Consider the following 12,819-nt stretch of genomic DNA (forward strand, 5'->3'; position numbering starts at 1 on the left):
TTCCTTGAAAGACAATTGGAAAGAAATCCACCCTAAAAGTATTTTTCAAGTTGCGCTAGCTTATCCATTATCCAATCAAGAACAAGAAATACTGACGCTTTTATATCAGCCAATTATTGGTGCTGAAGCTTTTAGCTTGTACTTGACACTTTTGTCAGAAGTTGAAGAGACAGGTATTAGTGAATCGCTTTTTCATGCTGATTTGATTACGATGATGGATATGAGCATTAAGCAAATCCAAGTTGCTCGAAAGAAATTGGAAGGGATTGGTTTAGTAGGAACCTTTATCAGAGAAGATTCTGAACTGGGCATACAATTCTTATATCGGTTGAATCATCCCGAAACAGCCAAACGTTTTTTTAAAGATGAAGTCTTGTCACTAACCTTGTTGAACAATGTCGGGCAAAGAAAGTTAGATAAATTATTTGAACGATTTAAACCAAAATTTGTTAATTTGACAGGTTTTAAAGAGGTTTCAGCCGGATTCAAAGATGTGTATCTTTTTAAAGAAGAACAAATTATTTCTCAAAGCAAACAGCTACATCAAATGGAGCAATCTTTCAATGATCCCCGACCTTCGCGCAAACCAAGTGCCATTAATGATAGTTTTGATTGGTCATACTTTGTTCAAGGGATAGACAAGCTTGGAATCAAGTTGCCAGATAATAGTGACGGATTTAAAGAAGAGGTATTTATCTTCCATAATTTATTTGGTATCACTGAATTGGATATGATTGATTTTTGTTCAAAATCATTTGATTATTATACAAGCAAGATTGATGTAAAGGATTTTGAACGAGCTGTTTATAGAACTTATGATCCTGATAAACGACAAAAACAAAGTGATTTTCAAAAGAATGATAAAGTGGATTTATCTGCTGAAGATCAGCAAACGTATCGATATAATTCATTGAAAATGAACGGTTTTTCAACGCAAGATATTCAGATGATTATGGATAGTGAAAAAAATTTCCCGTTAAATTACTTGGAAGCATTAAAAAATGAACGTGGTGGGTATACAACCCCGCAAGAGCGTTCTTTGGTCAAGTATCTGGTAAGTAAATCTGGTCTGCCAAACAGTGTAATCAATATTTTGATTAATTACGTTTATAATATACAAAAGCAACCTACATTAAAGGCTGACTATGTGAATCGGATCGCCAATGAATGGGCGCAAAACGGTATTTTTTCACCAGAAAAAGCCATCGATCATGTTCGTGAATTAGCAAAAAAAGGCAAAGAACAAAAACAAACAAGACAGAGATATGGACAAAATAGTCGGCCGATTCGTCAAGAGACGTTACCAGATTGGGTGGATAATCCAGTGGAAGAACAGAAATTATCTAAAGAAGAGCAAGCGCGATTAGACAAAGAAATTCAAGATTTCTTGAGTAAGGGAGGCGGAAATTAATGGAAGATGTAGGAAAAGAAATGTCCAAAATCATTCGAAGTAGAGACATGAGTGAACGTTATAATGAGTTGGTTGAAGTTGTCTTGGAAGATCAAGATGTACAACAGTTCATCGAGGAAAACCGTGAACGGTTGACAGATGATGATATTCGGAAAAGCTATTCGAAGCTTTATGAATTTGTTCAAGAAAAACGCAAATATCAATTGAATGACCCCACAATGATTGCTCCTGGATATGAGCCTCAATTAACGTTGAATTTCCATTACATTGATGTCACTTATGTACCAACGGAAGCCTTGATTGCTAAACAAAAAGAAGACGAAATTCGTAAAAGGGTTCGAGCAATGGATATGCCTAAAGATGTGCGAGGAGCTAGTTTAAGTAGATTCGATACAGCGTCACAAGGTCGCGCTCAAGCGATGGCGGAAACAATGAAGTTTTTAAATGAGTACACATCAAATCCAAAAGAATTTCATAAAGGACTTTATCTTCAAGGTACATTTGGTGTGGGGAAATCTTTTCTATTAGGTGCGATCGCCAATAGTTTAGCTGAACGTGGTTTTGTTACAACAATTGTCCATTTTCCAACGTTTACCGTCGAAATGAAACAAGCAATCGGTAAAGATATGGTTGGTCCAAAACTTGATGCTGTCAAGAAATCCCCCGTTTTGATGATCGATGATCTTGGGGCAGAATCAATGACTTCTTGGATTCGGGATGATGTGTTAAGCGTTATTTTACAATATCGTATGCAAGAACAATTAGTAACGTTCTTTTCATCAAATCTTGATTTGAAAGAGTTAGAGAAACATTTATCTGTGACCCAACGTGGAGAACAAGAACCTTTGAAGGCCAGACGAATTATGGAACGTATCCGTTATTTAGCGCAAGAAATTACAATGTCAGGTAATGATCGAAGAAATGGTTAGGGCGTACTTTAACGCTATATTTTTCTGAATTCCAAGTGAAGCCGAAATAGAAAGTGTTTATATCCAAAAGGATTTTACCGTTTATTTAGATTTAGAAATTGAAATAAAACGAATCTTTAGTTTTTTTCATTTTCTTTATTTTTGTTAATATTTAATGGTGATAATGGACGACGATAGATTCTATAGCTTATAATGAGGTATCAATATTGGAGGTCTTATCGTGAAAAAAATTACAATAGTAGTCTTAACAATGTTCGCATTGGTTTCTTTAGGAGCATGCTCGCAAAATAAAAAAAATTCGTCAGAAAAAAGTGAAGAAACATCAGTGAGTAACCAAAAGGATCAAACTACCGATGAAACGACGAATACTAAAAATAAAGAAGAATCTCAATCGATATTTACGGCAGTTTTAGTTGAAGATGCCGAGAAAAATGATACGGTGGATCAATCGATTCGATTAGTTTTGAAAGATGTCGAAGCAGTTGAAGATCCAGAAAAAATAATTAACATGATGAAAAATGATGGTGTTATTTTGAATGTATCAAAGGAACAATTAGCTGATGGAATCACTGAAAGTGATTTGAAAGCCGGCGATAATATTCAATTTACGATAGCTGGGGTACCTGCAATGACGATGTCAATTCCACCTCAAGTCGCTGGGAATTCAGTCGTTATTGTTGAAAAAAATAAATAAATAAATAACAAAATAATCAATGTCGCAAAGTGAGTAGTCACGAATTTTGTAACGTTGGTTATTTTATTTTTATAAATTAAATGCTATTTTTCATTAAAAAATGAATAAAATAGATTGACAGCTGGTTTACGATGATAATATAGTTTCACCTGTAAGATAACTAAATAGATTTGTTAGGTAAGGCTCCTATACAAAAACAGGCACGTGTCCAAAACATCGAGAGATTCTAAACAGGTAGAATAGAAATTGTCCATTGATTTATCATAAAAATAGGTGAAAAAAATAGTTAAATAATCATAGTTTTCGTTTGACCTTTACTGACCAATTGAGTATAATTACTTTATAAGCTCAAGAATAATTAGACCTTAGACCTTTAAAAAAATAGTACAAAAGACCTAATGTCTTTTTGATAAATTAACGATACTATTTATATAGTTGAGATTATGAGCTATATTATGGAAAAAAGATGAAAATGGAATGTGATCAAAAAAGTCACAGTCGATTTTCCCCATTTTTCTGTCAAGGCCGAACAGGCTCGTTACACTTTAACATTATCTAGCTACGCGGGTTAGCTCAGCTTTTAAATTTAGGAGGTAATTCTATGAATATCGAAAAAATGACAACGACATTACAAGAGGCAATTGCAGAGGCGCAACAGGTAGCAGTGACTCGTCATCATCAAGAAATTGATATTGCACACCTATGGAAGATTTTTTTGCAGCCGAATCATTTTGGGCGTAATTTTTATACAGACGCTGGGGTTGATATAGAAGCTTTTGAACGAGAAATCGATAAAGCAATCGACGAATATCCAAGTATTCAAGGTAGCAATATTCAATATGGTCAAAGTATGAGCCAAAATCTGTTTAACTTATTAGGTGAAGCAGACAAACTTAGAGAAGCATTTCAAGATGAATTTCTAGCAACTGAAATTGTGATTTTAGCATTGATGAAATTAAAAAATTATCGTTTAACAAAATACTTAACAAGTCAAGGAATCACAGAAAAAGAACTACGTAAAAATATCGAAGATATGAGAGGGGGAGATCGTGTGACTTCTCAAAATCAAGAAGAACAATACAAAGCATTAGAAAAATATGGGGTAGATTTAGTACAACAAGTGAAAAGTGGCAACCAAGATCCTATTATCGGTCGTGATGAAGAGATCCGTGATGTGATTCGGATTCTTTCTCGAAAAACAAAAAATAATCCCGTTTTGATTGGTGAACCAGGTGTCGGTAAAACAGCAATCGTCGAGGGATTAGCCCAACGAATCGTTCGTAAAGATGTACCTGAAAACTTAAAAGATAAAACAATCTTTTCATTAGATATGGGGGCATTGATTGCAGGAGCTAAATTCCGTGGTGAATTTGAAGAACGTCTAAAAGCTGTTTTAAAAGAAGTGAAGAAAAGCGAAGGCCGTATCATTTTATTCATCGATGAAATTCACAATATCGTTGGGGCTGGCAAAACAGAAGGCAGCATGGATGCTGGAAACTTGTTAAAACCAATGTTAGCGCGTGGAGAACTACACTTGATTGGTGCAACAACACTAGATGAATACCGCCAATATATGGAAAAAGACAAGGCTTTAGAACGTCGTTTCCAAAAAGTTTTAGTGAAAGAACCAACTGTAGAAGATACGATTAGTATTTTACGTGGATTAAAAGAACGGTTTGAAATTCATCATAGTGTTAATATCCATGATAACGCATTAGTCGCTGCAGCAACTTTATCTGATCGATACATCACAGATCGTTTCTTACCAGATAAAGCCATCGATTTAGTCGATGAAGCGAGCGCAACGATTCGTGTTGAAATGAATTCAATGCCGACAGAACTTGATCAAGTAACACGCCGTTTGATGCAATTAGAGATCGAAGAAGCAGCATTAAAAAAAGAATCCGATGATGCCAGCAAAAAACGTTTAAACTCATTACAAGAAGAATTGGCAGATCTTCGTGAAGAAGCCAATGCAATGAAGATGCAATGGGAAACAGAAAAAGAAGAAGTCAATGCGGTCAGCAATAAACGTGGAGAAATCGATAAGGCGAAACATGAACTAGAAGACGCTGAAAATAATTATGATTTAGAAAGAGCAGCCATTCTACGCCATGGGACGATTCCGCAATTAGAAGAAGAATTAAAACAACTTGAAGCTAAAAATGCTAAAGATAATCTACGCATGGTCCAAGAAGCTGTAACAGAAAACGAAATTGCGCAAGTTGTCGGACGCTTAACAGGGATTCCAGTAACCAAATTAGTTGAAGGCGAACGAGAAAAACTAATGAAATTAAACGAAACCCTTCACAAACGTGTGATTGGTCAAGATGAAGCTGTAGATGCTGTAAGTGATGCAGTGATTCGTTCACGTGCTGGTTTGCAAGATCCAAACCGTCCATTAGGGTCGTTCTTATTCTTAGGTCCAACGGGTGTTGGTAAGACAGAACTCGCTAAAGCATTAGCAGAAGACCTATTTGATTCAGAAGATCACATGGTGCGGATCGATATGAGTGAGTATATGGAAAAACATAGTGTATCTCGTCTAGTTGGAGCACCTCCAGGCTATATTGGTTATGAAGAAGGCGGTCAATTAACAGAAGCTGTCCGCCGTAATCCATATACGATCGTTTTATTAGATGAAATTGAAAAAGCACATCCAGACGTATTCAACATTTTGCTCCAAGTATTAGACGATGGTCGTTTAACAGATTCTAAAGGACGAGTTGTTGATTTCAAAAATACTGTGTTGATCATGACAAGTAATATCGGTTCTCAACTATTGCTTGAAGGGGTAACGCCAGAAGGCACGATTCCTGAAGCAGTAGAAGAACAAGTGATGACGATATTACGAGGCAATTTCAAACCAGAATTCTTAAATAGAATTGATGATACGATTTTATTCACTCCGCTAAGCTTGGATAACGTAAAAGGCATCATTGGAAAAATGACAGCTCAATTAGCGAAACGCTTAGAACATCAAGCAATTGAATTGGTGATTTCTGATGAAGCGAAAACGTGGATTGCAGAAAGTGGTTATGATCCTGCTTATGGTGCACGACCATTGAAACGATTTATTACAAAAGAAGTTGAAACACCATTAGCAAAAGAAATTGTTTCAGGACGCGTATTGCCTAAAACAAAAGTAACCATCAGTTTATTAAATGAACAGCTGGTTTTTGAAAATGAGCCGATAGAAGAATAGTTTAAAACATACTAAGATTAGAGAGTAAGCTCATCGACGGATAAGTTTACCCTCTATTTTCCTATTTTTAGGGTTATAGTAAGGGGTGAAAGGAAGATCGACCACACGCTCATGGACTTCGAGTCCCTACAAAAAAACGGTCTCCTTCACTGTCATTTTAAAATCTGGTTTAAGTATGTTGGGGCTTCGAGCTCGTGTAAAGGAAATTAGGAACGAAATGAAACAGTGAAGAACCTTTCAAAAAAAGAAAGAAGATGAAAATATGGCTTATGTACTTGCATTGGATGTTTCTATGGGGAAAAGTTATAAAGTGCTCTATGAGGATGAGCTTTGCCTATACGAGGGAGAGATTGCTCATACCAGATCTGGTTTTGACTACTTGCTTCAAGAAATCCAACAGTTACCCGAAACACCCAGTATCGTCTTTGAATCCACAGGCGTTTACTCAAGAGTAATTGAAACTTTTTGCCAAAACAATCATTTACCCTATTGTCTATTGAATCCCTTAGAAGCAAAAAAACAGCTTGATAGTGGGTTGCGTGTTCTTAAAACAGATAAGCAAGACGCTCATCGTCTGGCACAAACTCACGTTCAATATGAACGGAAGATCAAACAACACCAACCAGTTATTTATGAAGAAGCCCATGATTTAGCTCGTTTTTATCAAGAGGTAGAAGCCGAAATCAAGCGACTAAGAATGTACTTACACACGGCTCTTCAGCTTAGTTTTCCAGAACTAGAAAGCCTTTTTTCGAGCCGCTTATCAAAACTATCGCTAAACCTTATTGAACTGTTTCCTCATCCAGAATGCTTAGCTGGATTGAGTCAAACACAGATGATAAATATCTTAAAAAAAAGCGCAGACAAACGACTCTCTGATAAAAAAGCGTTAGAAAAAGCCCAACAGCTCCTTTTATTGGCTTCTGATTCCTGTCCAACGACCACAAAAACGAGCATTCAGGTACAGAAGGTTCAGGATTATGCCCGCCAGTTAAAAGAGCTTATTCAAACAAAGGAAACCTTGTCTAAGCAGCTTATTGAACAAACCAAACCATTATCGGAGTTTGATCTTTACCAAAGTGTTCCAGGCATTGGGGAAGTGTCTGCCGCTTTACTCATTGGTGAAATTGGAGATATTCGCCGATTTGAAAATCATAAGAAAGTGAATGCTTTTGTGGGAATTGATACCCGTAGGTATCAATCAGGGAAATACCTTGCCCAAGACCATATCAATAAACGTGGAAACCCCAAAGCTCGGAAAATCCTTTATTTCACCGTGAAAAATATGATTCGCCAACAAGCTGCCGCTTCAAATCATATTGTCGATTACTATTACAAATTAAAAACGCAACCTCTACCCAAGAAGGATAAGGTTGCGACCGTAGCTTGTATGAACAAACTACTAAAGTGCCTCTATTCTATGGTTGAGAACGAGACAAAGTACGACTATGCGTACACGGCCTCTAAGGGCCAATAAGGCAATGCCTTATGAGTTGATTATAACACCCTGATTGAAAAAAAGACATAATCATCAGGGGTATTTATTGTGGACTTTATTCTAAAATACTCTCTTTGTTTACAAACGATTAAAAGACCTTTCATTCTTTCTTTACTTTCTACTTGACTAATCGTAGAAATGAGCGTGGGACAAAACTGATCTTTAGTTTTGTCCCACGCTCTAAATCCGAATAAACGGCGAGAAAAAAGCAGCGACTACGCTTCGGAAATAAGCTAAAATTGCTGTGAAACACAGCGAGGTACGAGCTGATGTAGAATAGTACCTACTTGGTCACAAAAATTTGAAAAGCAATTTTCGTGAATGCCCTCTTATTTCTCGGAGCTAAACGCTTTTGTCTCGGCCTCTTTTATAAGCAAAAAAAATTGATTTTAAAAATGATATTGTGTAGAATTTAACTATTATAGTAACAATATAAAAGAGGGATCCAGTGGATAAAAAAAACAGACGATTAGAAGAACAATTGTGTTTTTCATTACAAACAGCTTCAAAGCAATTTAATAGAATGTATGCGAAGGCACTAAAACCATTTCATTTAACCTATTCTCAATATTTAGTATTACTTGTTTTATGGGAGTATTCAGATCAGCGGATCTCAGACATTGGAGAAAAACTTGCGCTGGATACTGGAACATTAACACCTATGTTAAAGAGGATGGAAAAAAATGGCTATGTTAATCGAAATAGATTACCAGAAGATGAACGAATCGTGATTATTTCACTTTCAGAAAAAGCAATTCAGCTGGAAACTGAAATTTATGATCAAGTAGAAGGTTGTTTGGCACAACTGGAGTTTAATGAACAAGAGTACGTTTCATTGATGGAACAAATCAATTCTTTAAGCAAACAAATTAGTAGAATCGCCAATTAAATATATAGCAACTAGACTTTGAAAAAAATGCCAATTTTTGAAGTCTCTTTTTTATAAAATTTATGAAGCATAGTATTGTACATCCGAATAAATGTTGTGTACAATTTAATTGTACGATATAGCTATAATACGAAGAAGCGGAGGAATGAATCATGAAAAAAATCTATTCAACAACAATCATTAATACAGGTGGAAGAGAAGGAGAAGTTTTTTCACCAGATAAATCATTTAGTTATCAAGTTACCTCTCCTGGTCCTCATCAAGAAAATAAAACCAATCCTGAGCAACTCTTTGCGGCAGCTTACAGCTCTTGCTTCAACAGTGCGTTAGAACTTGTGATGGCGAAACAAAAAATCACATCAAAGAGCACTGTAAAAGCAACGGTATCATTATTTAGCGATGAACAATCTGGTTTCCAAGTAGGGGTTGTTTTATCTGTTAAAATCGATGATGTTGATCGTGAAACAGCAGAAGAACTGGTTAAAGCTGCCCATGAAGTGTGTCCATATTCAAAAGCAACAAAAGGAAATATTTCAGTTGAATTAGAAGTGGAGTAAAAATATATTAAGATTGAAAAGGTAAGGCATAAATAATTTGAGAGCAATAGCTCCCATCAAGCAAAAGTGGTTGATCTACAAGCGATTTTCTGTCACGGCAAAGATGACAGAAGAGGCTTGTAGGTCGATCGCTTATTTAGTTCTTCTATAAACCCACTTGGAGAATCAAACGAAATGACATGTACCAATCAGTAGGTAGACATTGCGTAATATCAGTTTATTATATTCATTGTATGCTATAATCATTTATTTCCCAAAAAATTCAACCCTTATACGTTGATGTAATTCAGTATAGAGAGAAAGACAGAGTTGATACTTAATAGTCTCACGTTCTCATTATTGTTTCTATTTTCTTTTCTAGTTTCCAAAACTAGATTGAATGTTTTTGGAAATAATGTTAAACTATTACAGTAAATAGAAGGAGGGGTTCTGTGAATGAAATAAAATCCTCTTTAGAAGTTTGGGGAAAAGAACTAGTAGATGTCCACTTGCCTCGATGGCATGAATTGCCTGAATTAGAGTTATATATGGATCAAGTAATTACACTTGTTGAACGATACTTATCACCTGTTATTATAAAAGAAAAGCACACACTACTGACTTCATCAATGGTCAATAATTATGTGAAATTAGGATTAATTCCAGCACCTAATAAAAAACGGTACAATCAAAAACATTTGGCTTTTTTGATTGCAATTACGCTGTTAAAACAAGTCCTGACTATACCGGAGATCAAACAAGGCATTCTTTATCAAGGTGCGACTGTTGGTATTCGTGAGGCGTATAATCTATTTTGTGACGAGCAAGAAGTTGCTATAGCAGTAGTTGTTGCTCAAGCATTAGGAAATGAACCCATTGCTGCCTTTGATCACCCCATACCAGTAGAATTTTTAATAGTAAAAGGTGCGACACTATCATTTGCAACCAAATTATTTACTGAAAAGGTTATTGAGTTAGCACAAAAAAACTTAGAAGAAGATGGAGAACAAGCGAATGAATAAAGAAAAAATTGCTCTGTTAGTAGATTCAGGGACAGATGTGCCGCAGGAATTAGTTGAACAGTATGGGATGTATATGATTCCATTACAAATTATTTATAAAGATCGTATTTATACTGATAAAGTAGATATCACGCCAGAAGAAGTTTATGAGCGTTTGACTGTAGAAATTCCAAGTACATCACTGCCAGATGGTGAAACAATCACAAAAATTTTTGAGAAAATTAAAACGGATGGCTTTGAAAAAGTACTCGCTGTTACAATTTCCAGCGGATTGAGTGGAACGTTTAATGTCGTTCGTTTGATTGCAGAAGAGTTTGAAGGGCTGGAAACATATGTTTTAGACACAAAAAACATTGGAATCGGCAGTGGTCTTCAAGCGATTGAAGCAGCGAAATTGATTGAAGCAAACCTTTCATGGGATGAAATCAAAACAACATTAACTAAGAATGTGGCAAAAGCCAAAGTTTTTTTCAACGTTGCGACGCTAGAATATTTACAAAAGGGTGGACGGATTGGCTTGGTTGCTTCAATTTTAGGAAATGCTTTAAAACTTAATCCAATCATTTCTTGTAACAGTCAAGGCGTCTATCACACTGTAGCAAAAGCTCGTGGTAGAAAGAAAAGTTTAGATAAAACCTTTGAATTGGTAAAAGCGTTTGTCGGTGAGCATAAGAAATTTGTTTTAGCGGTTGCACAAGGACAAGCGATAGAAGAAGCAGAAAGTTTTTATGAAAAGCTGAAGGAGCAGTTTCCTCAAGCAGAAAAAATTTATTTTGGGACAATCAGTCCAGCATTAGTTGTTCATACAGGACCAGGGCTTTTAGGGATTGGAATCCAACTTTTAGATTAATTTGAAATACCAATAAAGGAGCATTTATTAGGTGCTTTTTGTTGGTATTTTTTTTATTTTCCTCTTATGATTATATTTATCAATCATATTGAGATATTACTCTTTGACTTTTCTCTCAATTTTAGTTGAAACTATCTGAAATCATGATTGTGTTAATCTTTTAAGAATGAAGTGGAGGGAGGGGAAATTATGAAAAAAGCAATTGCAGAATGTCTTGGAACATTTATCTTAGTTTTCTTTGGTACAGCGACCGCTGTTTTAGGTGGCGGGATGGAAGGAATTGGGACAACTGGTATCGCTTTGGCTTTTGGTTTGACGATTATTGCTGCAGCATATAGCATTGGTACGATCTCTGGCGCTCATTTAAATCCAGCTGTTTCATTGGGAATGTGGGTCAATAAACGAATTTCAACAATGGATTTGATTTATTATATCGTGGGTCAAGTTATTGGTGGTTTGATTGCTTCTTTAGCTTTGCTATCAATTTTAAATGCATCAGGAAGAGAAACAACAAACTTAGGTCAAAATGGTTTTGGTGACTTCAATGCATTTGGAGCTTTAACTGTAGAAATTATTTTAACATTTATTTTTGTTTTGGTTATCATGACTGTTACAAGTGCTAAAAAAGGCAATGCGAAACTTGCAGGAATCGTGATTGGTTTGACATTAACAATGATTCATTTAGTGGGAATTCCACTAACGGGTACATCTGTCAATCCAGCTAGAAGCTTAGGTCCAGCAATCTTTGCAGGAGGAGAAGCATTATCTCAAGCGTGGGTATTTATCGTAGCGCCACTTATCGGTGGTGTACTTGCGGCTTTAGTTAGCAAATACTTACTTGATACTGAAGACTAAAATGGACAAGGTGTTTGATAAATTTATTTTATCAAACACCTTTTTTTCTATAAGACTATTACATATTTTTAATGCCAGCTTGATAATGATCAAAAATTGGACCAGTCAGATTGAACTTAAATGTATTGCGATCAACAAGACCGACGACATCTTGACTTTGATAAAGTTCTATGAGAAATTGAGCCATTTTCTTTGCTGTGTGAAACGTTGTAAAGCCTTTACTATAATCGTAAGATTTTGAGCCATTAGCAACTTGAGCAAATTCTGTTTCTGTAGCAGCAGGGGCTAACACTTTTGCTTTAAGGAGACCACCTTTGGCTTGTAGTTCCAAAGCTATCGCTTCTGTAAATGCACTCACATAAAATTTGGTTGCACAATACGTAGCTGCGTTCGGAACATTTTTGTATCCACCAGCAGAAGAAACATTGATTAACTGTGTATTCTCTTTGTTTTCATAATCAGTGACATAAAGCGAGGATAGTAAAGTTAGTGCTTCGATATTTAAACGTAACATTTGACTAACTTTTTCTAAATCTTGATTAGCCACTGAATGATAGTATCCAAAACCAGCATTGTTGATCCATGTTTCGATATCATAAATTTTTAAATCATTGTACAAATTTAAAACATCATCATGTTGAGATAAATCGGTTATTTTGATAATAATCTTAAGCATAGGGTGTTCAGCTAAAATTTCCTTTTTTAGCTGATCGAGTCTTTCCTTTCTTCGCGCGATTAAAATTAGATTTTTCTCCATTTTGCTAAATGCTTTCGCTGTTTCTAAACCAATTCCTGAACTGGCACCTGTAATAACCGTGTACTTCATAGTATTTCCTCCTCGTATCATTTAAAAGCAAAATGAGCTTCGTTTAGTACTAACTGAAAATAGGAGAATCTATTTATGCTTTATTGATCACAAATAGATTATTT

11 protein-coding genes are annotated in these 12,819 nt (G+C 35.6%); 10 read left to right on the forward strand and 1 reads right to left on the reverse strand.

Translation table 11 applies throughout. From position 1 onward, the window contains the following. The first annotated feature begins 4 nt into the window (after window positions 1-4). The 10 genes from AC4BBR_RS06205 to AC4BBR_RS06250 all read left to right on the forward strand — a co-directional run bounded on the left by AC4BBR_RS06205 (window position 5) and on the right by AC4BBR_RS06250 (window position 11,889). Window positions 5-1,411, forward strand: coding sequence for a replication initiation and membrane attachment family protein (locus tag AC4BBR_RS06205; RefSeq protein WP_490461676.1), 1,407 nt, complete (start codon window positions 5-7; stop codon window positions 1,409-1,411). Further along, window positions 1,411-2,340, forward strand: a complete 930-nt coding sequence (dnaI, locus tag AC4BBR_RS06210) for a primosomal protein DnaI (RefSeq protein WP_490461677.1) — start codon at window positions 1,411-1,413, stop codon at window positions 2,338-2,340. The genes AC4BBR_RS06205 and dnaI overlap by 1 nt, the downstream gene beginning before the upstream one ends. Window positions 2,341-2,560: 220 nt before the next feature. Continuing rightward, the gene (locus AC4BBR_RS06215; protein ID WP_490461678.1) at window positions 2,561-3,034 is read left to right on the forward strand and encodes a hypothetical protein; all 474 of its coding nucleotides are present in this window, start codon (window positions 2,561-2,563) and stop codon (window positions 3,032-3,034) included. A gap of 601 nt (window positions 3,035-3,635) precedes the next feature. Continuing rightward, entirely contained in the window at window positions 3,636-6,239 is a 2,604-nt protein-coding gene (gene clpB / locus AC4BBR_RS06220) for an ATP-dependent chaperone ClpB (RefSeq protein ID WP_490461679.1), read from the forward strand. A gap of 262 nt (window positions 6,240-6,501) precedes the next feature. Beyond that, window positions 6,502-7,716: an IS110 family RNA-guided transposase gene (locus AC4BBR_RS06225; protein WP_490461680.1), complete on the forward strand. Its 1,215-nt coding sequence runs from the start codon at window positions 6,502-6,504 to the stop codon at window positions 7,714-7,716. Between the two features lie 469 nt (window positions 7,717-8,185). Continuing rightward, complete coding sequence (locus AC4BBR_RS06230) at window positions 8,186-8,626, forward strand: MarR family winged helix-turn-helix transcriptional regulator (protein ID WP_490461681.1); 441 nt, start codon at window positions 8,186-8,188, stop codon at window positions 8,624-8,626. 152 nt (window positions 8,627-8,778) lie between these two features. Continuing rightward, the gene (locus AC4BBR_RS06235; RefSeq protein ID WP_490461682.1) at window positions 8,779-9,183 is read left to right on the forward strand and encodes an organic hydroperoxide resistance protein; all 405 of its coding nucleotides are present in this window, start codon (window positions 8,779-8,781) and stop codon (window positions 9,181-9,183) included. Window positions 9,184-9,614: 431 nt separating this feature from the next. Next, window positions 9,615-10,184: a DUF1836 domain-containing protein gene (locus AC4BBR_RS06240; protein WP_490461683.1), complete on the forward strand. Its 570-nt coding sequence runs from the start codon at window positions 9,615-9,617 to the stop codon at window positions 10,182-10,184. Beyond that, the gene (locus AC4BBR_RS06245) at window positions 10,177-11,034 is read left to right on the forward strand and encodes a DegV family protein (RefSeq protein ID WP_490461684.1); all 858 of its coding nucleotides are present in this window, start codon (window positions 10,177-10,179) and stop codon (window positions 11,032-11,034) included. The genes AC4BBR_RS06240 and AC4BBR_RS06245 overlap by 8 nt, the downstream gene beginning before the upstream one ends. A gap of 189 nt (window positions 11,035-11,223) precedes the next feature. After that, complete coding sequence (locus tag AC4BBR_RS06250) at window positions 11,224-11,889, forward strand: MIP/aquaporin family protein (RefSeq protein WP_490461685.1); 666 nt, start codon at window positions 11,224-11,226, stop codon at window positions 11,887-11,889. Between the two features lie 58 nt (window positions 11,890-11,947). Here AC4BBR_RS06250 and AC4BBR_RS06255 read toward each other — a convergent pair whose 3' ends face one another. Then, window positions 11,948-12,715, reverse strand: a complete 768-nt coding sequence (locus AC4BBR_RS06255; protein ID WP_490461686.1) for an SDR family NAD(P)-dependent oxidoreductase — start codon at window positions 12,713-12,715, stop codon at window positions 11,948-11,950. Window positions 12,716-12,819: the final 104 nt, after the last annotated feature.

The sequence above is a fragment of the Enterococcus sp. AMC1251 genome (assembly GCF_058216535.1).